This is a genomic window from Catenulispora yoronensis, assembly GCF_039531695.1.
In the GTDB taxonomy this organism is placed as follows: Bacteria; Actinomycetota; Actinomycetes; order Streptomycetales; family Catenulisporaceae; genus Catenulispora; species Catenulispora yoronensis.
This window is the reverse complement of sequence record NZ_BAAAQN010000023.1, coordinates 49581-74271: the sequence shown is the minus strand read 5'-3', so window position 1 is coordinate 74271 and position 24691 is coordinate 49581. Positions and strand designations below refer to the sequence as shown.

Genomic DNA, 24691 nt, shown 5'->3' with positions numbered 1-24691 from the left:
TCAATGCAGTGGTCTTACACTCGAACCTCGCGCCGCCGCTCACCGGCTACATCAGAAAGCCGTGCCCTCCGGTCCGAAGCCGAACCGGTCCGCCGTACACCGGTCCAGTCGCCGCCCGCGCCGACCCGCCGCGCAGGGACAGCCCGCCGCCGACGGTCCACATGCCCTCGTCGAACGCCTGGCCGTTGGTGGGCGCCTTGCCGACGGCGAACAGCGCGATGCTCCTGCCGCTGACGACGGAGGCCGAGATGTAGTCGCCGACCATGGTGCCCTGGCTGGTCCCGGCGATCTGGGCCATGGTCATCGGTCCGGCCACGGTCTGCGCGGCGCTCCAGGTCGAGCCGCCGTCGGCGGAGGAGATGAAGCCGACGCTCATCCGGCAGGTCGAGGCCGTGCAGTTCGAGGTCGGGTAGAAGTAGTAGTAGACACCGAGCTTGGCGGTGCCGCCGGAGGTGGCGTGGTCGACGCCGATGCCCGGGATGAAGTGGTCGGCGCCGGAGGTGGTGGCGTCGATCGGGATCCGGCTGACGGCCGACCAGGAGGTGCCGTTGGCGGACGTCGACAGCACGATGTCGTTGCCCGGGCAGCCGGACCGGAAGCGGCAGTCCTGCCAGACCACGTACACCTTGCCCGCGGCGTCGATCTCGGCCGAGGGCAGGCCCTCGCCGTCGCGCAGGCCGCCCGCGACGCCGTGCGCACTGACGCTGGAGACGGTGTTCACCGAGCCCCAACCGCCGCCGCCGTTGGTGGAGGTGAACGCCTCGATCGCGGAGCCGTTGGTCGAGAACGGCACCACCACGGTCCCGTTCGGCTGCACCACCGGCTGCCCGCCCAGCCCCGCCGGGCTGCCCGCCGGCTGCTTCTTGGCGCCCCACGTCACGCCGCCGTCGGTCGACGTCGACATGAACTCGGCGTTGCCCGAGGAGGTGAGGTCGGCCTCGATGTAGCAGTTGCCGTAGTAAGGGCTGGTCGGGGTGTTGTCGCAGGTGATCCACTGCTTGTCGTAGCCGGCGCCGTCGAAGCCGACGGCGTGGGTGGCCGAGCCCCAGGTGAGGCCGCCGTCGGTGGAACGGTTGACGGTCAGGCCGAGCGCGTTGCCGGAGGAGTCGATCGGCAGCCCGACGACGAGCCACGCGGTGTGCTTCGCGTCGTAGACCACTGACGCGTCGGAGACCTGGGCGTAGCTGCCGCCCTGGTTGACGGTGATCCCGGGCAGGAAGCCGTGCTGCCAGGTCGCGCCGGAGTCGGTGGAGGTGGCCCAGCCGAGGTCGGAGGCGCCGCCGCCGTAGACCCGGCCGACCTGGAACGCGCTCACGATCGTGGTGCCGTACGCGTAGGTGTCCGGCTCGACCTCGGTCGCGTGCTGCGCGTCGGTGTCGGTGAACGGGTCGGTCGAGACCTTCTGGAGCGTCGGGCCGGTGCCGTTCACCGTCAGCGAATACGACGTGGTGTGCGTGGCCGACGCGCCGGAGCCGGTCACGGTGGCTGATCGAGAAGTCGTCGGCCGGCACTCCCCCGGACAGCGTGACGTCGTCGTACAGCGTGTACGTCGGGTCGCCCGGGTAGTTGTCGTCCTTGCTGGTCAAAGTCAGGGTGTAGGCGTCGTTGGCGGTCAGCGCCTTCGTGACCTGCTTCCAGCCGGAGCTCGGGTTCACGCAGATCTTGGCCAGCACGGTCGCGCGGTGAAGGACTACACGATCGAGGACGTGCCGCTCGGCTTGGTCGACCCGACCATCGCCGCGTAGGCCCCCGAATGCGGGTTCGTGGTCGTCACCGAGGCGGACCCGGTGCTGGTCCAGCCGGACAGACTGCCGGCCTCGAAGCCTCCGTTGGTGATCGACGTGGTGGCCGACGCCGGGGTACCGGCGGCCGCGGTGCCGAGGAACAGCAGCCCGACTGCGGATATCAGAGCTATGAGTCTGTGACGGAGCGGACGTCGGGCATGGAAGCGCACGATGACTCCTGATGCTGGTGTCGGACCGATCCGCGCCCGGCAGGGAATGACACGAAGGCTCCACTGGACAACCTAGAAGCGTTGAGTAGTGAAGTACGACCACGACCAAACAGCAAGCTCTGTGTAATCGGAGAGTCACTTACCTGATCTCAGGGCTCGACAGTCGGCTCCCGGACCACGGTGACCCGAACGGGTGAAACCGCCCGACACCTCGGCCGGGACCGGCCCGTCCGCCGGCCCCGCGCATACGGTGATCATGGCCGCACGCCGCGGCTCTCGAAGGCAGCGACTCTCGAAGGCAAGACAGCGACTCTCGAAGGCACCGACGACGGACGCGGATAATCGTGGAACAGCAGAACACAGACAAGCGCCGGCGCAGCTGGCTGCCTTACACGATCGGCGGCCTGGCGCTGCTGACCGCGCTGTACGTGGTGGTCATCACCAGCTTCGTGCACTCCGGGGAGGCGCACCGGGAGACGTTCCCTCCGGCCGGCGGGGCGGCCGTGGACCGGCTGCGGATGGAGGCGAACGTGCTGACCATCGACCCGGTGCTGAACTCCTACAAGCTCCGCCTGAAGTTCGTCCCCGAGGGCGCCTACGCCGGGCCCGCACGCGACACGCTGGCCAAGCCGGTCACGATCGTCACCAACGACGTCGGCGGCGCCAAGCCGCAGCAGAACCCGGCCGGGCAGATGATCCCGATCAAGGACATCACGCTCGACGCGGTCGGCGAGACCGCGCACTACCCGCTGGACCACCACACGTTCACGCTCGACGTCCGCGTCTTCGACGCCGCCGGAGCCCCGGTGCCGGTGGCCACCACCTGGGTCTCCTCGGTCGACGACTGGACGCTGGACCCGCGGATGGCGCCCACCTCCGGCCCGGGCGACGTGGTACTGGACGTCGACGCCGAGCGCTCCCCCTCCGTGCTCATCATGGCGTTCGGCCTGATGAGCGTCCTGGGAATGCTGGTGATCGTGAACGTGGCGATGGTGGTACGCGCCATCCACCTCCACAAGGTCGAGTTCACGACCCTGGCGGCGCTGGCCGCGACGCTGTTCGCGATCCCCGGCATCCGCAACGGCATGCCGCAGACCCCGCCGGTCGGCACGCTGGCCGACTTCCTGGTGTTCTTCTGGGCCCTGATGGTCGTCGGGCTGTGCCTGGTCGCCGCCACAATCTCCTGGCTGCACACCGCCGCGGCGAAGCCACGGGAACAAGAACGCTGAGTCCTGCAAGAACACTAGTTCCAGGCCAGCCGAGACCGCTGATGCCAGTAGTCCCCAGGAGGAATCGCCAACGCCACCAGCTGCTCTGCCTCCTCCGGCATGAGACGTAGCCGGGCCAGATCACGCAGCTCCGGCGCGCCCTTCGGCAGCTGCTCAAGGTACTGCGACGTCAACCGTCCGTTGGCCAGGGCCTCTTTGACGATGACGGTGCACCCCGCGTCATGCGATTCGCTCAACGCGGGCCCGGCGGAGGGCTCCAGAAGGTTGTAAGTCGCCTGGACACTGTCGAACAGGCGCACGCCGTCAACAGTGATCGCCAGAGCCTCGTAGCGGACGCCGTGGGCGTAGGCCGCGTCGAGCAGTGCGTGCGCGCGGGAACGCATCGCCTCGACCGAGCGGTCCGCGGGCAGGTCCCCAGACCGGCCCAGGTTGATGTACCCAGGGCGCCCGACTGCGGCCAGGCCCAGCCCGAAGGCAGCCGACGCCAGCCCGAAGACAGCCGCCGCCGGCTCGAAGCCGGTCGGCGCCGACTCAAAGCCAGCACCGACCGAACCACCCACTTCCCGCCTTTCCCACCTCACATCGGCGGCGGCTCCACGTCGCAGTCCCCCTTCACCCGCTCCCGCGCCGCCACCGATTCCGGGTGCCGCTCCCCCAGCGTCTGGTGGTACGCGGTCACGGTCTGCCGTTCCAGTTCGTCCGCCTCGGCCGTGCGTGCCGCGGCTCGCAGGTCCAGGGAGAGGTTCGCAGCACCCTGCAACGTGTACGGGTGTTCCGGCCCGTACACCGCTCGCAGCTCCTCCAGCGTCCGCGTGCCCTCCGCGATCGCCTCCGGGAGGTCGCCGGCCAGCGCCAGGTCCCGGGCCAGCCCGACGCGCGCCGCCACCGTGAACCGGTGCTGCTCCCCCAGCTTGCCGGTGAGCGTCGCGATGGCCTGCTCGTCCAGGCGCCGGGCCTCGTCGGCGTCGCCGAGGGCGCGCAGCACCGCCGCGAGGTTCAGGGCGCAGAGCGCGGTGAACGGGTGTGCGGCGTCGATTTCCCCGGCGGTCCGGTGCGCGGTCTCCGCGTGGTCGCGGGCCTCGGGCAGGTCGCCGGTCATCCGCAGGTCGTTGGCCAGGTTGGTGATGGCGGCGACGGTTTCGAAGTGGCGCGGGCCGTAGGCCCGCACGTGGTCGGCCAGCACCTCGCGGGACAGCTCGACCGCCCGCTCGTAGTCGCCGGCCTTGTGCAGGCACACCGCCAGGTTCTTGCGGGCCCGCAGCACGTGCTGCTGGGTCCGGTCGCCCAGGATGTCCATCATGCGCGTGACCGTGTTCTCCTGCATCCGCGCGGACTGCTCGTAGGCGCCGAGTTCGCGGTGGTCGCGGGCGATGTTGTTGACGGAGTGCAGAGTCAGGCTGTTGCGTTCCCCGAGCGCCGGGCTGTGGCGGCAGCGCTGGTACGTGTCCTGGTCCAGCTCCAGCGCCTCCTGGAAGCGGCCCATCATGTGGTAGGCCACCGACAGGTTGTGGCCGGCGCGGATGGTGGCGACGGCGTCCGGTCCGAGCTGTTCGCGCGCCAGCGCGTAGGCCTGCTCGTCGTAGGGGACGGCGCCGCGCCAGTCGCCCTTGAGCCGCAGGCCTGCGGCGACCAGGTTGGTGGCGCGGACGAAGTCCTCCGGGAAGTACTCGGAGTGGTCGGCCAGGCTGGCCTGGGCCACGGCCGCGGTGACGTAGGCCTCGTCGGCGCGGTTCAGCTGCCACAGCGCGGAGGCGGTCTCGATCTGGATGGCCGGCAGTCCGGAGGGGTCGTCCTGGAGCACGTCGGACCACGCCTGGGCGGCGTCCTGGCCGAGTTCGGCGGCGGCGGTGAGCTCGCCCTTGTCGCGCAGGGCGTTCACGATGTGCGCGACCAGGATCGGCAGCCCCTCGCAGGACTGGCCCTCGGCCACGTGCCGGCAGGACAGCGCGTCGGAGGGCAGCAGCTGCCGCCACAGCTGGAGGTAGCGGCGCCGCTTGGCCGGGTCGCGCGGGTCCTGCGGGTCGGCGTCGACCAGCAGGTTGTGCACGATGTGCCGGTAGCGCTCGGCCTCGGTGCCGGTGAGCTGGCCGCGGACCGCGTCGCGGACCAGCCGGTGCATCGCCAGGGTGACGCGGGACCCGGTGTCGTGGTCGATGCCGCGCTGCGCCAGGCTGTACTGGTCCACATAGTCCAGCAGTTTGCGGCGGCGCGGGCCGGGGCGCAGCACCAGCGCCAGCTCCGGCGGCAGCCGCCGGCCGCCGGTGCGCCCGTCCTGCCGGTCCATCTGCGAGGTCAGCAGGTCCAGCGGAAGCGTCTCGGGCGCGAAGAAGGTCAGCATCTTGACCAGCTGGACGGCCTGCTTGGCCTCCTCGTCCGGGCTGGTGGTCAAGGTGGTGGCGGCCGCGTTGAACAGGGTGCTCAGCGGCTTGTCGTAGCGGGGGTCGGCGCCGACGTCGATCACCGAGGGCAGCAGCGCGCCGGACAGCAGCTGGAGCAGCTCCCCGGCGGTGACGTGGCCGCCGCCGAGGTCGTGGGCGATCTTGTGCAGCACCACCGGGCTGCCGCCGGCCGCGTCGGTGAGCCGGGCCGCCTCGTCCTGGCTCAGGCCCGGCACCTTGGAGCGCAGGAAGTCGCAGCCCTCGCGCTCGGTGAACGGCGGCACCTTGACCACCGGGGTGTTGAAGTCCCAGTCGCCGCTGACGGTGGTGTAGACGATGTGCGCGCGGCCGTCGATCGGGAACAGCTCGGTGAGCACGACCGGCTTGGCGTGCAGCACCAGGCGGACCGTCTCGTTGCGGATGTGGTAGTGCGGCACGGCGTCGTCGAGCACGAGCAGGCAGCGCAGTTCGGTGGTGCGCAGCGCGTCGGCGACGGCCTGGTGCAGCTGCCCGGGCTCGACCTTCTCCGACACGCCGAGCAGGCCCGCCAGCCGGCCCAGGTCCTCGCGGATCATGGCGCTGGACTCGGCGCGGATCCAGGCGACGACGTCGTACTGGGAGGCGTACCGGTGCAGGTACTCGGCGGCCAGCCAGGACTTGCCGCTGCCGGACGCGCCGCTGACCGCCACCTGCCCCTTCTCGTCGAGGCGGCGGCGCAGGGTCTCGATCTCGGCGTCGCGGCCGAAGAACCACTCGCCGGGCGGGACCGGGACGCGCAGCGGCGGGGACGCCGGCCGGTGCCCGGGGAAGCGGACCGGCGGCAATGCGGCCTCGCCCAGCGGAGTGGTCCGCACCGTCCGCCCGGTGTCGGCGCCCAGCGCCCCGAGGAAGCGCCGGCGCGCGGTCTCCTCGTCGATGTCGCGCAGGTTCACCGAGGCCGTGTCGACGGCCTCCTCGGGCACCGCGGTGGTGCCGCAGATCACGGCCAGCAGCTGGACGCCGCGCGCCTCGGCCATCCGCCGGGCCTCGTTCCAGCCCTCGGCCGGCGCGGTGCTGCCGATCAGCGTCGCGGTCACCACCGGCACGGCGACCCGGCCGGACTCGGCGGCCAGGGCGATCCGCCCGGCGAGCGGCTCCAGCGGATGCGCCAGCACCACCCGGGCGTCGATCCCGGCCCGCACGGCGACCTGCCGGAGCCACTGTGCCCAGACGACGTCGGCGCCCGCGTGGATGATGTCGATGCGCGAGACGCGTCCCGGCGGCGCGTCGGCGGAAGGCGTCACGATGAGTGCTCCGATCGCTGGGTGTGGGGTGGAGTGAGGGGTGGACTGAGGGGTGGAGTGAGGGGTGACTGCTGAGTGAGGGGCTGCCATGCGGCGGAGCGCACGGCGGGACGCGGCACCCGGGGCCGCAAAGCTTCGACCGCGTCCACGACCGCGGCCGTGAACCGCTGCCCGACGGGGGTCAGGCGGCCGGAGGCCAGCAGGTCCCGGCCCGCCGTCAGGGTCTGCGCGCAGGCCGTCGCACCGTGGCCGAGCGCCTCCTCCCGGCTCCGCCCGCCGAGGGCGGCGGCGGCCCGCAGCCACAGCTGCGCCACCGCCGCGTGCGCGTACGCCCCGTGCAGCAGCCCGCTGGCCGGACGCGGCTCGGACCGCCACGGCGAGTCCAGGTCGGCCGGACCGTCGGTCTCGATCAGCGGGACCAGCTCGGCGACGCCGGACAGCTTCGAGTGCTGGAACTCGTGGAGCACGCCGACGGCGGCGGTGAACCTGTCGCCGGGCGTGGTCATGGCCCAGGCGCCGAACGCGTCGGCCAGCGTCGCCGCCGAGGACCGGTCGCCGGGGTCGCCGAGCGGGACCGCGGCCCGGATGCCGCCGGCCAGCGGCGCGGCCAGGGCCGGTACGGCGGTGCCGACCAGCGCGAGGCCGGCGGCGAAGCGGATCCGCCAGCGGCGGTACTCGGCGGCGGAGGCCGGGACGGAGGGACGCGCGGCGGGCCCGGGCAGCGCATCGGGATTGGGCAGCGCATCAGGACCGGGCAGCGCACCGGGACCAGGCAGCGCACCGGGACCGGCGACCTGCCAAGGCCACGCCGCGGGCGTCGCGGGAAGATCGTCGAACTCGACGGTGACCGTGGCCCGGCCGACCACCGCGGTCAGGGTCCGCAGATCGCGCCAGGACGCGTCACCCCGGCGACGGGACGGGCCGCGCAGCGGTTCGACGACCAGCGAGCCGTGGTCGCGGCGCACGACGGCGTGGTCGCCGGGCAGGCCGCTCCACGCGCCGATACCGGGCAGGACCAAGGCACCGGACACCACCGGGACGGTCACCGCGCAGTCGAGGTCGGCGGCGATCGCGGCGGCGGCGGCGAAGGCGCCCAGGTGGGCGGCAAGGTGGGCGGCGGGGCGGGAAGCGGGGTGGGAAGCGCCCCGCGCGGCGCACACCGCTGCCCAGGCACCGAAACGCGGATGCAGCAGCACTCGATCGACGGTCTCAGGACTCTGCCGCTGGGCTTGCACGAGCACTGCGAAAGCCTCAGCGACTTCCGAGCCGTGTTCGTCCCACAACAACGCCGACAGAAACGCCTTGTTGCGACTCAGCCGCGCGCGCCACAGCAACGGCAGCACAGCCGGGTCGTCGCGGAGCCGGGCCAGTGAGAGCAACTGGTCCTCCGCCAGAGTCAGGGTCCTCACGAGGCTCGCGCCGATCCGCCGACCGGTTGGTGCGCCGCGTCGCCCACGGTCCGTCGCATCCGGTCCGCGATCAGGCCGATCAGCCGATACAGGTCCGCGCAGTACACCGAAGGGTTGTCGAACGGATCGACGAACCCTGATCCCGGCGACGTCGGTGGTCCTGGCCGATGCCGGTGCGCGTAGAACCCTCCCCCGCACACTTGGTGCACCGGGCAGCTCCGACACTCCTCACACAGCCCCGCCGCGCCGAGCCGCCGCGCCTGGAACTCCGGCAGCGCCCACGCCTCGTCGAAGCTGTCGTCGAACACGTTCAGGCCGGTGGCCGCGGCCCCGGGCGCGATGCCCTTGAGCGCGTCCACCTGCTCGATCGCGCCGTCGGTCTCCACCACGACGACGGCCGAGGGCGACAGCCCGACCAGCTCCACCGCGCTGGCGCCGCCGAGCAGACCGATCATGAGCTCCTCGAACAGCCGCACCGTCGGCGCCGGACGCGGCCGGGTGTACCAGTGCTCGAACACGCTGCCGAGCCAGTCCCCGTACTCCGTTTCCCGGCCCGGGCGGCGGCGCGGCGGGCGGCCCCAGCTCGCGTGCGGCAGCAGCAGGTCGATCGCGGGCGGCTCGAAGGCTGCCAGCGCCTCGTAGACGGCGATCGGATCGGCGTCGACGTCGATCACGCACAGCAGTCCTCGGAACAGGTCCGGGGCCGTTGTCCGGAGCAGTTCCACGGCGCGCGCCACCGCGGCGTGACTACCGGCCTGGTGCCCTTCTCGGCCGCCATCCCGCCGCGGCCGATGCCGGTCGTGCACGGCGGCCGGTCCGTCCAGGCTGATCCCGACGCCGATCCCCAACTCTCCAAAGAGCTCAAGGTGCGCCGGAGTCAGCCGCACCCCGTTGGTCTGCACCACGACATCGATCCGGCGTCCCGGTGCGGCGGCCCGCACCGATTCCACCACCGACCGCAGCACCGCGGGTCCGGCCAACAGCGGTTCGCCACCGTGCAGCACCAGGTCGGCGCGCGGCACGTCGTGGGTCGCCAGGTGCTCGGCGATGCGCTCGGCGGTCCGCGCCACCGTCGCGGGCGCCGGTACGCGGGGGCGGGTGCGCCAGGAGTCGTCGTCCGGCCGGTAGACATAGCAGTAGTCGCACGCCAGGTCGCACCGGGCGTGCAGTTTGACGACGAACTCGGTGAAGGCCTCCGGCCGCGCCGGCGCCGCCCCCGGTTCAGTGGTCGGGGTCATCGCCGCTGTCCGGCCCGAACGGCACGTCCACGGCCGTCAACCCGGCGTTGAACCCGGCATAGACGATGCCGGACCCCTCGCGACGGCGCAGCGTGGCCGCGACGGCGGCCCGCAGCGCCGGGTTGCCGGCGTCGGCAAGCGCGTCCAGGGCGAGATCGGAGAGATCGGGCATTCCGCCGACCGGCTCGGTGTGTGCCATTGAGGTGCCTTCCCCCGGGGGCCGCTCCCGATCAGGGACCGGGCCGCATATTTCAGGCGTCTTCCAAAATAGTTCATGACGGACGGTTTCGTCTCACCACCTGTGGCAGTACTCGACGACACCTGTTTCCGGCCGCTCACGGCCCGGTCATCGTCCCATCCCCTCCGGCTCCGGCCGCACCTGTTCGGCCGCCTGCATCAGCATCAGTACCACGTCCCGGTCCCCGGCCCCGGCCGCCTGGTCCATCAGCACCGCCGCGACCCGGATCCGGATCCGCGACGGCAGCGCCGGGTCGACGGCCTGGTCGACGACGCGGTCGAGTTCGAGGGCGAACTCGTCGGTGGCGACGGCGTCGTAGGCCATCCGCCGCAGCGCCTCGACGATCTTGTCCACCGGCACGGTCTCGGCGTAGGCGGCGAGCCGGGCCACCGCCAGGTACGCCTGCGCGGTCTTCAGGGCCAGGATGCCGCGCCGCTCGGACCACAGGGCCGCGGCCTGGCCGAAGTACTCGGCCGCGGCGTTCAGCGTCGCCGGGTCGCCGAGCTGGTCGCCGAGCAGCAGCAGGACGCCGCCGAGCCGCTCCTGGAACCGGGCCCGCCGCGGATCCCGGGTGGTGATCGCGCCGTAGGCCGCCTGCGCGGTGCGGACGGCGTCGATCAGGAAGTCCGTCTCCTGCGACACCTCGTAGCGCCGGACCAGGATCCCGGCGAGCTCGTCGAGCGGGTCGGCGCGGTCGGCGTCGTCGGCGTCCTCCGCCACGGCGGACTCGGCCAGCGCCGTCTTGGCGGCCAGGATCGCCTGATCGAGGTCGGCGACGTCGCCGTGCTGGGTGAAGCGGCGGCTCAAAAGCTCGGCCATCCCTCTCAGGACACCGCCACGCCGGGAGTCGCCCTCGCGCAGCCGGCGCAGCACGGCCCGCAACGCGTCGAGCGCCCGGTCGACGGCGCCCGGGTCGGGAGCGGCTCCCAGCTCGCGCACCGCGAGATCGAAATCGCCCCATTCATCCGGATCACCAGCGACGCTAGCAAATCCCGGCGCCAGCTTCAGGAGGCTCGCCACCGGGATTAGCGCGAATGAGTGGCCGCCGGACTCCCGCGACGGCATCGACAGCGCCGCACGGAACAGGCGCCCGGACACGTCGTAGTTCTCCAACAGGAACTGTCCGGTCCGCCGATGGATGTCGCGCACCTCTGTGTCCTGCACACCGCCGCGCAGAATCTCGCCGATCCGGCCGGGATACCGGAACTGCCGCAGCTCCTCGCGCGCCTCCCAGTTCCCAGCCCCGGCCGGCGCCGGCTCCGACGTCAGCAACCCGCCGGCCAACACCTCGGCCAACGCACTGGCACCGATCGGCGGCGAGGCGGTGCGCTGCACCATCCGCATCACCGGCAGCGCCAAGGTGGTCACCGACAGATAAGCGGCCAGCCGATAAGCCTCGGGCGAGGAAGAGGACCGGAACCGCCGAACCCGCTCGGCCGGATCCTCCCCGAGCTCCTCGGCCTGGATCCCGGCCACCCGCCGACGCTCCTCACGCGGCACCGGCACCGGACGCATCAACAGCGGGAAGCGGGCTTCGAGCAGGCCGCCGGCCAGCAGCCGGGCGAACGGATCGAGCCAGCCGGGGGCGAGTTCCAGGACCGGGATGGGGAGCGGGGCGGGGGCGGATGCCGGGGCGGGGTTGGGCACCGGGCCTGCGCGGCCGGGCGTGTAGGCCGAGCCAGGCGCGGGGCTCGTGCCGGTCGGGCCGCTCGCGGAGGCCGGGCCGCTCGTGCTGCCCGGATCAGTTCCGCCGCTCGCACTGCTCGAATCAGTCCTGCCGCTCGCACTACCCGAATCAGTTCCGCCGCTCGCACTACCCGAATCAGTTCTGCCGCTCGCGCTACCCGGATCGGTTCCGCCGCTTGCGCTACTCGGGCCAGTTCCGCCGCTCGCACTGCTCAAATCGGTCCTGCCGCTCGTGCCGGCCGGATCGACCTTGCCGCTCGCACTCCCCGACTCAGCCCTGCCGCTCGCTCTGCTCGTATCAGCCCTACCGCTCGCCCCGCTCGTCCCCGCCGCCCCCGCCAGTCGCAGCGGCACCGGCTCGCCCGCCGGATGCGCCCGCAGCCACCCCAGCACCGCCTGCAACCCGGTCCGGTGCCACAGCCGCGCCGGCAGCGGCTGGGCCAGCACCACCGGGGAGGACACGGCCAGCGCGGCGAGCTCGTCCTGCGCGGTGCCCCAGCGCCAGGCGTCGGTCAGCGCCACTGTCAGCACCATGATGATCCGGCGGCCGGAGGGGTCACGCAGCGCGGACAGCGGTCGGTCGCCGGGGGCGTCCGGTCGGGGTCCGACCAGCAGTCGGCCCTCGGCGTCCTCGGACTGGTACCAGGCGGTGACCCGGCGGAAGCCGCCGACCGCGTCGAGCAGCGTCTCGACCTCGGCGCCCAGCCCCTGCCAGGCCGCCATCGACGGGTGCCGGTCCAGCACCAGCGCCACCTCGCGGTCCCGGACCGCGCCGGGCCGGGTCACCGGCCAGGGGGCGCCGACCGTGGCGCTGCGCTCGATCGAGGCGTCCTCGTCGAACACCGGGTGCCGGGGGTCGGGCGAGCGGCGGGCCAGCGGCCGCAGGTCGCGCAGCAGGCGGGCGGCGGCCTCGATGGCCGGCGGCCCCGGCAGTCCCAGGTGCCCGCCCTGCTCCGGGCCCCCGTTCGGGTCGACGGTGCGCAGCCAGGCGTTGGCGATCAGCTCCACGTCGACCGCCGCCGCCTCCGACCCGCCGGCCGCCGGGAAGGGCGAGCGGGGCGGCCGGGGCGGGCCGGGATCGGCCGGGGTCTCGGACGGGGGCTGCTCCCCGTCCTCGATGCACCGGGCCAGCCACAGCATCTCCGCGATCTGCTCGCCGCCGAGCTTCAACGGCGCCAGGGCCTCGATGAGATCGCGTATGTCGCCCATCGGGCTCACCAGGGCCGGCTGGTCGCCTGCATGAGCTGCATGGCCAGGTCCTCGCGGGCCTGGCGTCCGAGTCCGGGATCTCGGCCGGAGGCCTCCCGCAGGGTATGGATCGCGATCAGCAGCCGGTCGGTGGGCAGCGTGCCGCTGCGCTCCAGCCGGTCCATGAAGACGCTGATCACGTCGGCGTACTCCCCCACCGCTCCGTCGCCGAGGTGCGCGCGGACCACCGCTTCCACCTGGCCGCGGTCCGGGCTCTCCAGCCGCAGCTGGAGCACCCGGCGCAGGAACGCCGGCGGGAAGTCCCGCTCGCCGTTGCTGGTCATCACGATGATCGGGAAGGCGCGGCAGCGCACCAGGCCCTCGTGCACCTCGACCAGCTGCTGGTCCTCACCGCCGTGCGTGGCGACGGTGACCGCGCGGCGGTAGGAGCGCATCCGGCGCAGCTCAGGGATCTGATACTCGCCGTCCTCGAGCACGTGCAGCAGGTCGTTGGGCAGGTCGACGTCGGCCTTGTCGATCTCGTCGATCAGCAGGACCCTGGGACGCCGGTAGGGCAGCAGCGCCGTGCCCAGCGGGCCCAGGGTGAGATAGTCGGCGATGTCGGCGACCTCGGAAGCGGCGGCCTCACGAACCGCACCGGACTCGGCGCGCACGGCGGCGTCCCCGACCCGCGCATCCTCGAACCGCCGCAACGCGTCGTACTGGTACAACCCCTCCCAGACCGTGCTGCGGCTGTTGATCGGCCACGACAGCACCGGCCCGAGCCGCAGCTCGCGCGCGATCAGATAGGCCAGCGTCGATTTGCCCAGCCCCGGCCGCCCGGTCACGAGCAGCGGACGCCGGCAGAACAGCGCCGCGTTCACCAAGTCAAGGTCCCGGTCGCGCAGTTGGTGCGCGCCGATGTGCTGTGCTCCCTCTCCCAGCCGCCGGGCCCACTCCGGGCCGTCGGCGCCGTTCACCGCGACCGGCGGCACCGTCCGCCCGCCGCCGTCGAAGGTCCGGGCCAGCATCGGATCGGGCACCCGGGCCCAGCCGTCGTGCGGCTCCCCGCTCCCGGTGAAGACGTGCCACGCGCTTCCGGTCATCGCCAACCCCCTCACCCCGCGCCGAGCGGCGCGGCGCGCCTGGTCAGTTCCGGCCGGTCCAGGACGTAGACGACGTCGCACCAGCCTCGGCGTGGATCCCCGTCTTCCAATGTGCCACGGACCAGCTCGGTATGCATATCAAGAACCTGTTTCCGCCAGCGGTCCGGATTGTTCTCGGTCAGGCTCGAGACCAGCTCGCGGCGGAACCGGCGGCCCGCGCACAGCTCCTGGGCGGCGTGGTCCTCGCACCGGGACCGGCGCCACACCATGAGCGGATAAGAACGCTGATCCGTCTTGGTGAAAACGAGCTCGTTCGGCGGTTCGTTCGATCCGGCGCCGTGCCGGGTCGCGAACAGGTTGCCGAGCTGCTCCTCGTCGTGGCCGTCCCAGCAGTCCAGCCAGGCCAGGGCCCCCGCGCCGGCCTCGGCCAGCCCGGCCAGGTGCCGCGTCATCAGGCCCCTGGCTCCGACGCTGCGCACGAAGGTCCGGCTGCGGCGCGGCACCACCCGGTAGTTGTCGTCGCTGAACCGGTCCAGGTCCCGGCCGTCGGCACCGCGCCGGCGCCAGGCCGCCAGGTGCTCGCCGGACAGCCGGCCGTCCGGCAGCGCGACCTGGATCTCGACGTCCTGCGCGGTGGAGTCCAGATACTCGTGGATCGCCCGCCGCAGCGCGCCGGTGGCGGCCTCGTAGCTGACCGCGGAGCACGCGCCGGTCTGCGAGATGACCTCGCCCTGCTGGTAGCGGAACAGCTCCCACTCGTGCGGCTCGCCGTCCTGCACGGCGGTCAGGCAGGCCTGGACCACGCCGATGATGACGTCGATCGGAGGGCCCTGGGCGGCCTGGAGCCGCAGCCCCTGGAAGGCGGGGTAGGGGACGCCCCAGCGCCGGGCCACGGTCAGCGCGTGGTCCTTCAGCTCCTCCCGGACGGCCGGCGGCGTGCCCGGCCGCGCCATCGCCGCCAGGCACAGCTTCGTCATCCGGGGAACCTCGCCGATCGCGGTGCCGGTCCGGACCCTGATGAACTCGGCCAGATCGCGCAGCGCGACCAGCCGGCGTTCGCGCAGCGGCGTGGCGAAGCTCGGGCACAGCTCGCGGTAGTAGTCGTTGACCTCGGCGCGGCCGACCGGCTCGACCAGTTCCGGGAACAGCCCCATGACCCGGGCGTACCGCTCGCGCGCGGCGGTGTCGCCGATCGCCAGCGAGAACCATTCCTTGCGGGCGCGGTGGTGGGCGTCGTGGGAGTGGACGATGTCCCGATAGAGGTCGTCGTCGCAGGCGTCGCGCAGGGCCTGGAGAACCGGCACGCAGAAGCCGCCGAGCGGGATGTTCGGATGGATCGAGGCCTTGACGAAGGCGCAGACGCTGCCGTCTTCGTGGGAGTAGACCGGGCCGCCGGACTTGCCCGGACGCAGCACGTTGGCATCCAGCCGCAGGTCCTCCAGCGCATCGGCCACGATGAACTTGAGGCGCTCGAAGCTGGGGTCGCCCTTCTCCAGGTTGAGTCCGCAGACGCGCAGCGAGGAGTCGATCTCCGGCTCGGGCTCGCCGAGGAGCACCGGGGGCGCGTCGGGGGCGGCGGCCGGGTCGATGCGCAGGACGGCGACGTCGGGCATCGGGAAGGCGCGGCCGACGACGCCGGGAGTGGCGCGTACGACCACTGCGGGGACTGTCACGGGATCGTCGGCGCCGCCGCCGTTGCCGCCGACCTCGGCGAACAGCAGGTCCCACTGCGAGCCCTCGGCACCGTCGACGACGTGCGAGGCGGTGATCACATACTTGGGGCTGATGCGGAACGCCGTACCGATGGATTGCGACTCACCGGGCCGACGCACCGCGGCGCAGGCCCGCAGCACCAGATCATCCACCTGTCTGGCGACATAGGACGGCTGCGGCCGGTCGTCGTTCGGCGGCATGGCCCGGCTCAGTTCTTCTTCTGCTTCGCCGCGGCGTCGGCAGCCACCCGCGCCGCCATTCCGGTCCACTCCACCGACACCTTCAGCGCCGCCTTGGTCCCGGCCTCGGCCACCACCCCGACCAGCTGCCCGGATTTCGCGGCGATCTCGATCGAGAATTCCACCGCCACCTTGTCGGGGACCTTCTCCGGCTCCAAGGCCGCGAAACTCTCGTGCACCGAGACCGCGACGTGCTGGATGGTCTCTTTGAAATCCGCGAGCTTCTTCACTTTGCGGAACAGATTCCTGACACCGACGTCACCGACCTCGGGAATGGTCTCCAGATCGTCGGCTCCGACGCCGACACCGGCACCGCCACCACCGGCGACGGGGACGTCCACCTCCGCCAGGCTCGCGACGTCCTCTCCGGGCGCGACCTCCACCCGGGCATAGACGACCCCGCCAGGCAACAGGATCTCAAGCAGCTCAGCCACGCCGTACCCCCCAGAGTCGTCATGCGCCGCCGAGCAGCAGGATATGCCCCGACCCACGACGACGGACCATCTCATCACAGAGTACTTACTAGGGGGAACCTCTGCCCGCCCTCTGCGTGCCCTCTGCCCACCCGGATCACCCGTCAGGGCCAGCCAGAATGCGGACATCGATCGGCGCGCTTTAAGTGGTGACTGAACCGTGTCGCCCGCCCGATTGGATCCGTCATGTACTACAGCAGCGGCAACTACGAGGCCTTCGCCCGCCCGCGCAAGCCCGCCGGGGTCGACGGGAAGACGGCGTGGTTCGTCGGGGCCGGGCTGGCGTCGATGGCCGGGGCCGCCTTCCTGATCCGGGACGGCCAGCTGGCGGGCGACAAGATCACCATCCTGGAGCGGCTGAAACTGCCCGGCGGCGCGCTGGACGGGATCAAGGAGCCGCGCAAGGGCTTCGTGATCCGCGGCGGCCGGGAGATGGAGAACCACTTCGAGTGCCTGTGGGACCTGTTCCGCTCGATCCCCTCGATCGAGATCGAGGGCGCCAGCGTGCTCGACGAGTTCTACTGGCTCAACAAGGACGACCCGAACTATTCGCTGCAACGCGCCACCGAGAAACAGGGACAGGACGCTCACACCGACGGCCTGTTCACGCTCACCGACCGGGCCCAGAAGGACGTCGTCAAAGTGTTCCTGGCCACCCGGGAGCAGATGGAGGGCAAGCGGATCGACGAAGTGTTCGGCGCCGACTTCCTGGCCAGCAACTTCTGGCTGTACTGGCGGACGATGTTCGCCTTCGAGGAATGGCACTCGGCGCTGGAGATGAAGCTGTATCTGCACCGGTTCATCCACCACATCGGCGGGCTGCCGGACTTCTCGGCGCTGAAGTTCACCAAGTACAACCAGTACGAGTCGCTGGTGCTGCCGCTCTACCGCTGGCTGCTGGACCAGGGCGTCACCTTCCGGTTCGACACCGAGGTCACCGACATCGAATTCGCGTTCGAGGGCGACCGGAAGCAGGCGACCGCGATCCGCTGGCGGACCGGCGGCTCCCCCGAGGCCGGCGGTACAGAGTCCGGCGGTACAGAGTCCGGCGACACAGAGCCCGGCGGCGTCGACCTCGGCCCCGACGACCTGGTCCTGGCCACCATCGGCTCCCTGACCGAGAACTCCGTCGACGGCGACCACCACACCCCGGCCCACCTCGACGAGGGCCCGGCCCCGGCCTGGGACCTGTGGCGCCGCGTCGCCGCCAAGGACCCCGCGTTCGGCCACCCCGACGTCTTCGGCGGCCACATCCCCCAGACCAAGTGGGAGTCGGCCACCGTCACCACCCTGGACGCCCGCATCCCCCGCTACATCGAACAGATCTGCAAGCGCGACGCGTTCAGCGGCAAGGTGGTCACCGGCGGCATCGTCACGGTCCGCGACTCCGCCTGGCTGCTCAGCTGGACGGTGAACCGCCAGCCGCACTTCAAGCAGCAGCCGAAGGACCAGATCGTGGTGTGGCTCTACGGCCTGTTCCCCGAGGCCCCGGGCGACCACGTCGCCAAGCCCATGCAGGACTGCACCGGCGAGGAGATCGTCCAGGAGTGGCTGTTCCACCTCGGCGTGCCGGTCGCGGACATCCCCGAGCTGGCCGCCGAGGCCGCCCGCTGCGTCCCGGTGATGATGCCCTACGTGACGTCCTTCTTCATGCCCCGCAAGGCCGGCGACCGCCCCGACGTCGTCCCCGAGGGCGCCGTGAACTTCGCCTTCATCGGCCAGTTCGCCGAGACGTCCCGCGACTGCATCTTCACCACCGAGTACTCGGTCCGCACCGGCATGGAGGCGGCCTACCGCCTGCTGGACATCGAGCGCGGCGTCCCGGAGGTCTTCAACTCGACCTACGACATCCGGACCCTGCTGGAGGCCACCACGCGCCTGCGCGACGACGACCCCCTGCACCTGCCGGGCCCGGCCCGGCTGCGCGACCGCGTCCTGGCGCGGCTGGACGCCACGGAGGTCGGGGAACTGTTGCGCGACGCCGGGCTGATCGCCGAGGACAAATGAGGGGCTTCCACGATCAGTTCCCTGTCACTTGCCCAGGTCCATCGAGGTCTGGGCGATCCGGGCGAACCGCGGATCGGTGACCATGGCCACCATCTGATCGAACGTCAGCTGCGGGGTCGACGCCGCCGGGGTGTCGGTCGACAGCACGTCCCGGGTGCCACCGAACAGCTTGATCTCGGCCCCGCTGCCCTTCGGGTCGTCGGGCACGTAGTCGAAGGTGGCGACGCTGTTCTGCGGATCGCTGAAGTCGCTGGTCCACTTGGCGGTCCCGCCCGCCACCTTCTTCACCGTGCAGTTCGGATCGTGCTGGGAGCACGTCAGGTTGTTCGTCCCCGCCAGGACCGAGTCCCGAGCGGCGGTGTACCACTCCAGGCTGTTCGTCCCGGACGGCCCGGTCAGCACGAGCCACCCGTTCGCGGTCTGGGCGTAGTCGACCCTGAGCGTCACACCGGCCGGCAGCATCGGCTTGACCAGAGCCGCCAGCTGCGCGTCGACCGCGGTCCGCGCATCGACGGCGGCCTGCGACGGGGCGACGTCGGAGGCGAGGACCTCCTCGATCTGCGCGACCTCGGCCTTGGAGGTCAGGGCGAGGAAGTCGTCGACAGAGATCGTCAGCCCCTTTCCGGCCGCGCCCTTGATCTCGTTCTTGGTCGGCGGCCACTCGGTCGCCGCCAACCCGGCCGGCGCCGAGGACGCGTAGGGCATCGGCGCGACCTGGGTCTTCTCGGCGAGCTGGAGGGGGGGCTCGGTGGCGTCGTCGGAGACGAAGGTCATCCGCAGGCCCCGCCAGACCACGTCGTCCTCGTGGCCCGCCTGGAACATGCCCGCGGGCTGGTTGCCCTGGAAATCGTCGGCGGCGGTACGGTCCTCGGTGCTGATGTAGACCGTGCCGCCCGGCACCTTCCGGACGTCGCAGGGCTTGGACGCCTTCGAGGCGGTGACCGCGCAGAACTGGTCTTTGACGTGAGCCGGGTCGACCGCGAACGACGGCAGCGCCTGGACCTCGACCTGCGACTGCCCGGTCGCGTCGGTCACGGCGAACTGGGCGCCGAACCCGTCCCAGGTCTTGGGCGCGACCGCGACGGCCTTCCCGTTCGGCAGCGCCGCCTGCAACAGCGCGGGCAGCCGCATCCGGGCGTCCACGACCTTGTCCGAGGCGAACTCCGGGGTACGGGCCGCCGGCGTCCGGCTCGGCTTCGGCGTCTTCGGCGTCTTCGGCGTCTCCGGGGCCGAGGGCGCGGTCGCGGTGGCCTTCGGAAGCGGGCTCGGGGTCGGGGTGATGGTCGGGGCGTTCCCCTTCGGACCGGCCTGCGACAGGAGAACGCTGACCGCGCCGACCGCGACGATCCCGGCCGTGGAGCCCGCCACCTGGACGAGCCGGCGGTTGCGGCGCATCCGCCGGCCTCGGGCGAGGCCGCCGTGCACTGCGGAGGGGACATCGGGGTCGGACTCGTGTGCCGCTGCGCGCAGTGCCTGCGCGAGGCTCTCAGGGCTGGACATAGGTCGCTCCGTTTCGAACCGGGTTGAGGGAGCCGGTGACGCCGGAAGGCCTGGCGGCCGTGGCGGCCGTGGACGAGGCTGCTCGCGGTGCCGTGGGCGAAGCAGCATGCGGTGCCGCGTTCTTCGCCGGGGCGGCACCGGCGCCCTCACCGCTGCCCCCGGCCGCACCACCGTCGGCGTCGCTGTCCCCGTCGTCGTCGGCCAGTTCCAGGAACCGCGGCCCGAGCACCGCGCGCAGCCGCGCCAAAGCCCGCGACGACTGGTTCCGCACCGCCGCCGCGCTGAGCCCCAGCGCGTCCGCCGTCTCGTCGACGCTCCGGTCCTCCCAGTAGCGCAGCACGATCACCGCACGGTCCCGGCTGTCCAGCCGCGCCAGACCGTCCATCAGGCTCATCCGAAGCGCGACATCCGATTCCCGCGCGGCGGCCTCGGGAATCTCCGCCTGCGGCAGTTCCCCGGAGCTGCGCTTTCTCCGATACGACAGATACGTGCGGACCAATACCGTCTGCACATATCCCGCCGGATTGTCGATCGCCCCCGCCCCGCGCCAGGCGACGAACATCTTCCCGAGCGTCTCCTGAACGAGGTCCTCGGCCAGATGCCAGTCCCCGGTCAGCAGATAGGCCGTGCGCAGCAAATGCGCGCCCCGCGCTGAGGCGAGCTCAATGAACTCTTGTTCCCCGCGCTGTCGTTTCAGCTTGCTTCTCATCCATCCCCTCCGTCGGCCACCAGCACTTGTATTGACTCCGTGGCCGACGGTTCGATCCCAGCCCCAGCTCAGCGCCAACGCCAACGCCAACGCCGCGGGGCCCCATGCCGCCAGGCATGGGGCCCCGCACCGAACTCCCGCGTCAGCGGCCTTCCAGCCCCTTGACGTTGTTCCCGAACGTCCAGCCCAACGACCCGTCCCAGTTGATGGACCAGGTCATCAGACCCTTCGTCTGGCCTCCGACACTGCTCCAGGCCTGCGACACCAGCGAGGGCGTCATGTAGCCGCCGCCGGCGCCCGGCTGCGCGGGCAGGCCCGGCACCTGGTACTCGTAGGGCACGCGGATCGTCGTGCCCTGGATCACCAGACCGGTGTTCAGGCAGTTCGTCTGGACCTGGAAGCCCTGGACGGTGGCCGCCTGGTAGGAGTCACCGGAGCAGCCGTACATGCTGCCGTTGTAGTACTGCATGTTCAGCCACCACAGGCGGCCGTTGTCCATGTACTTCTTGATGATCGGCAGGTAGGCGCCCCAGATCGAGCCGTAGGTGACGCTGCCGCCGGTGACGTAGGCGGTCTCCGGAGCCATGGTCAGACCGAAGCCGGCCGGCATCTGGGCGAGCACGCCGTCGATGATCCGCTCCAGGTTCGCCTGCGACGCCGACAGCGTACCGATGCTGCCACTGCCGGCCAGGCCGGTCTCGATGTCGATGTCGATGCCGTCGAAGTTGTACGCCTTCAGGATCGGCACGACGGTCGCCACGAACTTGTCCGCGACCGTGCTGGAGCTGAGGTCGATGCCCGCGGCCGCGCCGCCGATCGACATCAGGATGGTGGCACCGGCGGCCTTGGCCGCGCAGTAGTCGGCCGGGGTGCCGACCTTGACGTTGGTGTCCATCCCGTCCTGCCACTGCACGGTGCCGTCGGACAGGATGACCGGGAACGCGGCGTTGATCACGTTGTAGCCGTGCTGCTGGATCCGCGAGTCGTTGATCGGGATCCACCCCAGGCCCGGGTGCACGCCGTTGAGCGCGCCGTCCCAGTTCTCCCAGTAGCCCTGGATCACCTTGCCGGACGGACGCGGCTTGGTCGCGCAGGTGCTGCCGCCGGGCGGCGTCGACGACGGGCTCGTCGACGGCGAGGTGGACGGGGACGTGGACGGCGAGGTCGACGGGTGCGTCGACGGCGACGTGGAGGGCGAGGTCGACGGGCTCGTGGACGGCGAGGTCGACGGCGACGTGGACGGCGTGGAGCTGCTCGGCGACGTCGGGCCGGCCGGGCCGGTCAGCGCCAGGTCGTCGGCGTGGTACGCGGGCTGGCCGTACCAGCCGTGCACGAACACCTGGACCGAGGTCTGGCTCGCGGTGGTGGTGAACGACACCGACAGCTGCTGCCACGAGGTCGCCGACGGCGTCCACGTGGAGGTGCCGCCGGTCACGCCGACGTAGACATAGGACCCCTGCACGTACGCGGAGAACGTGTAGGCCGTGTTCGGCTGGACCGAGACGGTCTGCGTGCACTGCGCGCTGGACTGGCCGGCCGGGGTGCCGACCAGCGAGTGGCTCCCGCTGTGCACCGGCGAGCTGGCGACGGCACCTGAGCCGGCGTCGCAAGTCCAGCCGGACAGGTCCCCGGTCTCGAAGCCGGGGTTGGTCAGCAGGTTGGCGGCGAGGTCCGCGCCGGCCGTCACAGTCGTGGGGGCTGTGGCGGCCGTGGCGGCGGTCGCCAGGCCCGCGGCCGTGGCCGCGAGCACGATGGCGCCGCCGGCGGCAACGAGCTGCCGTCGACGGGGGCTGAGATTCAAGGGCATAAACGTCCTCCAGGCAGCACGAAATGGCGAGTTGGCGGATGCCTGCTGCTCCGGAGCTGCGGCTAGCACGCAGATTGGACTAGACCTGTTGTGCTGTCAAGACGTCACAGCCGCCTGTTTTCCGCATAGGGTTTGCCAAGGGTCGTTCCCCTTGACCGGCAAGGGTTCCCGGTCCGCACGGTTCGGCCCGCCGCGAGCCGCCCGGACCGGGCCGAACCCGTCGCGACTAGCGGACAACGATCCCGATCGACTCCAGATACCGCGAACCGCCGAAGTCCCCGGACCCGGTCGAGCCGAAGAACCCGATCACCCGCTGCTGGTCCGGATGCGGGGCATGGATCGCGAACGGCCGCGGTTGCGTCACCCCGTCGGCCGTTCCGAACACCTGCGTGTCCCGGCCGCTGCGCCGATGGAACTGGAGCCGCGTGATCCGCGGGCCGCCGTGCCAGGACCCCCATTCGCCGGAGACGCCGATCAGCGGATCCACCTCGTCGAAGACGACGGTCACCTTCCGGGCGCTGCCGGGCGGCGTGCCGGTGCCGCCGCGCAGCGGATCCACCGTGCCGTTCTCGTGCACGACGTGGATGCCCTCCAGGACCGCGTCGGCGTAGACGTCGATCCGGGAGACCCGCTCCCGGTCCGCGGTGTCGTCGAACGCTGATCCGTTGCCGCCGCCGACCTGGTCCAGGCGGACCGGCACGGCACCCCAGGTGACCGCGTGCGGGCCCGAGTAGTACCACAGCGGCTCCCAGTAGGTGCGGAGCAGTTCCTCCACGGCCGCCGGGCCTTCGACGAGGTAGTTGAACTCCGCCAGGGAGCCCGGATACAGGTTGTCCGATCCGACGACGTAAGCCTCGTCGTCGATGATCAGCACCTTGGCATGGTTGCCGGGCGCGGAGGGCACTTTGTCGTAGATGTAACCGCTGCCTTTGAGGATGGACAGCGCCGCACTGCCGATCACGCCGCGCTTCGGCGGCTTCTTGCTCAGCATCGGCTGCTTGAGCGTGGCCGTGTAGCCCTCCGGCGACAGCTGGGGCCACTTGTAGGTCTCGCCCTCGACGGTGTCGCGCCGGGCGACCGCGTCGGTGTAGTACATCGGCGCGACGAACAGGCGGCTCAGGGCCTCGGCGTGGTCCCCGCCCGGGTCCGGCAGCGGCGCGTCGGTGGCCACGTCGTGCGTCATGTAGTACTTCATCAGGTCGAAGGTGCGGACGGCACCGGAGCCGAACGAGTACTGGTCGCCCTCGGCGCCGGCGCCGGCGTCCAGGGGCGAGACGACGACCTGCACCACCAGGTCCTTGTTCGCCTGCAACGCCTGGATCAGCCACTGGCAGACCACATGGTCCGACCAATTCTTCTTCCACGCGCTGATCAGGTCCATCTGCGACATCTTGATGCTGCGCCGGGCGTTCAGGATCAGATCGCGCTTCATGAGCTCGGAGGCGTCCTGATAGTCGGTGCTGTTGCGCCAGTACTTGCCGACCGCCAGCATCCCGGTGGTCGGCTTGTACTCGCGGAGTCCGGCGTACGGGCGGTGCTCGACCCGCACCGGGAAGCAGTCCTGAAGGAGCAGGGGCAGCTGGAGCAGGTCCTGGGTGCGGCGGTCGCCCGAGGGCGGACCCGGCGGCATCGGGGGCACCGGCGGCGTCGGATCGTCGTCGTGCCAGTCGACGATCTCATCCTGACGGGCTCGCACCCACGCCGCGACGCCCCGATCGGCGAACGGGTCGACGGGACGGGCGGCGGAGGGATTGCGGCCGTGCCACATGACCGAGACCGGGTCCAGCTGCTCCTGGGTGAGCAGATCGCCGCCGACCCCCCACAGCTGGTCCAGGAAGCCGTGGGCGCCGGCCGCCGCCGGACCGTGGACCACGGCCGACACGTCGTGGACCGGCGGGTAGCTGCGGAACAGGTCCATGTTCAGGTTGTGGCCGCCGGTCAGCGCCTCGACGCCGTCGACGGCCACGATCTTCGTGTGGTTCCACGTCATCTTGGTGTTGTCGCTGGCGAAGATGCCGTCGCCGCCGAAGACCTTCCACTGCAACGTGGAAAGGATGCCTTCTCGCAGCCGATAGAACCGGCCCAGCCAGATGTCGGGCATCACTTCCCAGGCGTCGCGGCGATCGCGGACCAGGCGGACCAGGGCCTGCTTGAACAGCCGGTAGTTCGTCGGCTCGCCGATCGGGACGGCCGGGGTCTGCCCGAACATGAAGCGGAACTGCGTGGGCGCGGTGCGGTGTATCCGCCGGCTCAGCGCGGTGTCCATGGCGCCGAGGATGATGCCGCCCCAGTCCGGATCCGGAGCGTTCAGCGACGAGATGTCGCACCGGAACCGGGCCTTCTGCACGATCTCTTCGAGGACGACCTCGAAGTCGTTCTGCCGGTTCCAGGACTGGGGCATGATGCCCTTGCCGAACGGCAGGCCCCAGACTCGGGGCGTGTCCATGAGGCGCAAGTAGTTGCGCCCGGTCCGCTGGTTGTAGAAGTCCTGGATCTCTTCTTGCACGCTGTCTATCTCGGTCATGGCTTCCCCC

17 protein-coding genes are annotated in these 24691 nt (G+C 71.4%); 2 read left to right on the top strand and 15 right to left on the bottom strand.

Annotated elements, in window-relative coordinates; all coding sequences use genetic code 11:
* Window positions 1-46: 46 nt before the first annotated feature.
* Entirely contained in the window at window positions 47-1480 is a 1434-nt protein-coding gene (locus ABD481_RS20315; RefSeq protein WP_344667279.1) for a sialidase family protein, read from the bottom strand.
* Between the two features lie 210 nt (window positions 1481-1690).
* Complete coding sequence (locus ABD481_RS20310) at window positions 1691-1954, bottom strand: hypothetical protein (protein WP_344667278.1); 264 nt, start codon at window positions 1952-1954, stop codon at window positions 1691-1693.
* A 344-nt stretch (window positions 1955-2298) separates the two neighbouring features.
* On the opposite strand from ABD481_RS20310, the gene ABD481_RS20305 reads away from it, so the two are divergent.
* Window positions 2299-3183 (top strand): DUF4436 family protein, encoded by an 885-nt coding sequence (locus tag ABD481_RS20305; protein ID WP_344667277.1) that lies wholly within the window; start codon window positions 2299-2301, stop codon window positions 3181-3183.
* A gap of 14 nt (window positions 3184-3197) precedes the next feature.
* Here ABD481_RS20305 and ABD481_RS20300 read toward each other — a convergent pair whose 3' ends face one another.
* The 9 genes from ABD481_RS20300 to ABD481_RS20260 form a co-directional block, all read right to left on the bottom strand.
* Window positions 3198-3743 carry an aldo-keto reductase family protein gene (locus ABD481_RS20300; protein ID WP_344667276.1) on the bottom strand — a complete coding sequence of 182 codons (546 nt, stop codon included), beginning with the start codon at window positions 3741-3743 and terminating at the stop codon, window positions 3198-3200.
* Window positions 3744-3760: 17 nt separating this feature from the next.
* A complete protein-coding gene (gene fxsT, locus ABD481_RS20295; protein WP_344667275.1) occupies window positions 3761-6844 on the bottom strand; it encodes an FxSxx-COOH system tetratricopeptide repeat protein in 3084 nt (1027 codons plus the stop codon).
* Complete coding sequence (locus ABD481_RS20290; protein WP_344667274.1) at window positions 6841-8253, bottom strand: aKG-HExxH-type peptide beta-hydroxylase; 1413 nt, start codon at window positions 8251-8253, stop codon at window positions 6841-6843. Before ABD481_RS20290 ends, fxsT begins: the two co-directional genes overlap by 4 nt.
* The gene (locus ABD481_RS20285; protein ID WP_344667273.1) at window positions 8250-9491 is read right to left on the bottom strand and encodes an FxsB family cyclophane-forming radical SAM/SPASM peptide maturase; all 1242 of its coding nucleotides are present in this window, start codon (window positions 9489-9491) and stop codon (window positions 8250-8252) included. Before ABD481_RS20285 ends, ABD481_RS20290 begins: the two co-directional genes overlap by 4 nt.
* Window positions 9475-9690 (bottom strand): hypothetical protein, encoded by a 216-nt coding sequence (locus tag ABD481_RS20280; protein WP_344667272.1) that lies wholly within the window; start codon window positions 9688-9690, stop codon window positions 9475-9477. The genes ABD481_RS20285 and ABD481_RS20280 overlap by 17 nt, the downstream gene beginning before the upstream one ends.
* 147 nt (window positions 9691-9837) lie before the next feature.
* On the bottom strand, window positions 9838-12624 hold the full coding sequence (locus ABD481_RS20275) for a hypothetical protein (protein ID WP_344667271.1): 2787 nt from the start codon (window positions 12622-12624) through the stop codon (window positions 9838-9840).
* Window positions 12625-12629: 5 nt separating this feature from the next.
* Complete coding sequence (locus ABD481_RS20270; RefSeq protein WP_344667270.1) at window positions 12630-13709, bottom strand: AAA family ATPase; 1080 nt, start codon at window positions 13707-13709, stop codon at window positions 12630-12632.
* An 11-nt stretch (window positions 13710-13720) separates the two neighbouring features.
* Window positions 13721-15622, bottom strand: a complete 1902-nt coding sequence (locus ABD481_RS20265; protein WP_344667269.1) for a S1 family peptidase — start codon at window positions 15620-15622, stop codon at window positions 13721-13723.
* Window positions 15623-15630: 8 nt separating this feature from the next.
* A complete protein-coding gene (locus ABD481_RS20260; protein WP_344667268.1) occupies window positions 15631-16095 on the bottom strand; it encodes a CU044_2847 family protein in 465 nt (154 codons plus the stop codon).
* Window positions 16096-16320: 225 nt separating this feature from the next.
* On the opposite strand from ABD481_RS20260, the gene ABD481_RS20255 reads away from it, so the two are divergent.
* Entirely contained in the window at window positions 16321-18141 is a 1821-nt protein-coding gene (locus ABD481_RS20255; protein WP_344667267.1) for an oleate hydratase, read from the top strand.
* A gap of 24 nt (window positions 18142-18165) precedes the next feature.
* On the opposite strand, the gene ABD481_RS20250 is transcribed toward ABD481_RS20255, so the two are convergent.
* The 4 genes from ABD481_RS20250 to ABD481_RS20235 form a co-directional block, all read right to left on the bottom strand.
* The gene (locus ABD481_RS20250) at window positions 18166-19641 is read right to left on the bottom strand and encodes a hypothetical protein (protein WP_344667266.1); all 1476 of its coding nucleotides are present in this window, start codon (window positions 19639-19641) and stop codon (window positions 18166-18168) included.
* Entirely contained in the window at window positions 19628-20350 is a 723-nt protein-coding gene (locus ABD481_RS20245; RefSeq protein WP_344667265.1) for a SigE family RNA polymerase sigma factor, read from the bottom strand. The genes ABD481_RS20250 and ABD481_RS20245 overlap by 14 nt, the downstream gene beginning before the upstream one ends.
* Before the next feature lie 142 nt (window positions 20351-20492).
* Window positions 20493-22157, bottom strand: a complete 1665-nt coding sequence (locus ABD481_RS20240; protein WP_344667264.1) for a carbohydrate binding domain-containing protein — start codon at window positions 22155-22157, stop codon at window positions 20493-20495.
* Between the two features lie 226 nt (window positions 22158-22383).
* Entirely contained in the window at window positions 22384-24681 is a 2298-nt protein-coding gene (locus ABD481_RS20235; protein ID WP_344667263.1) for a jacalin-like lectin, read from the bottom strand.
* Window positions 24682-24691: the final 10 nt, after the last annotated feature.

Bases quoted from the DNA above. Each gene is read 5' to 3' on its own strand.
- ABD481_RS20250 (WP_344667266.1), bottom strand. From the start codon at position 19,641: ATGTCCAGCCCTGAGAGCCTCGCGCAGGCACTGCGCGCAGCGGCACAC.
- ABD481_RS20265 (WP_344667269.1), bottom strand. From the start codon at position 15,622: ATGCCGCCGAACGACGACCGGCCGCAGCCGTCCTATGTCGCCAGACAG.
- ABD481_RS20275 (WP_344667271.1), bottom strand. From the start codon at position 12,624: ATGGGCGACATACGCGATCTCATCGAGGCCCTGGCGCCGTTGAAGCTC.
- ABD481_RS20280 (WP_344667272.1), bottom strand. From the start codon at position 9,690: ATGGCACACACCGAGCCGGTCGGCGGAATGCCCGATCTCTCCGATCTC.
- ABD481_RS20270 (WP_344667270.1), bottom strand. From the start codon at position 13,709: ATGACCGGAAGCGCGTGGCACGTCTTCACCGGGAGCGGGGAGCCGCAC.
- ABD481_RS20235 (WP_344667263.1), bottom strand. From the start codon at position 24,681: ATGACCGAGATAGACAGCGTGCAAGAAGAGATCCAGGACTTCTACAAC.
- ABD481_RS20240 (WP_344667264.1), bottom strand. From the start codon at position 22,157: ATGCCCTTGAATCTCAGCCCCCGTCGACGGCAGCTCGTTGCCGCCGGC.
- ABD481_RS20285 (WP_344667273.1), bottom strand. From the start codon at position 9,491: ATGACCCCGACCACTGAACCGGGGGCGGCGCCGGCGCGGCCGGAGGCC.
- ABD481_RS20245 (WP_344667265.1), bottom strand. From the start codon at position 20,350: ATGAGAAGCAAGCTGAAACGACAGCGCGGGGAACAAGAGTTCATTGAG.
- ABD481_RS20255 (WP_344667267.1), top strand. From the start codon at position 16,321: ATGTACTACAGCAGCGGCAACTACGAGGCCTTCGCCCGCCCGCGCAAG.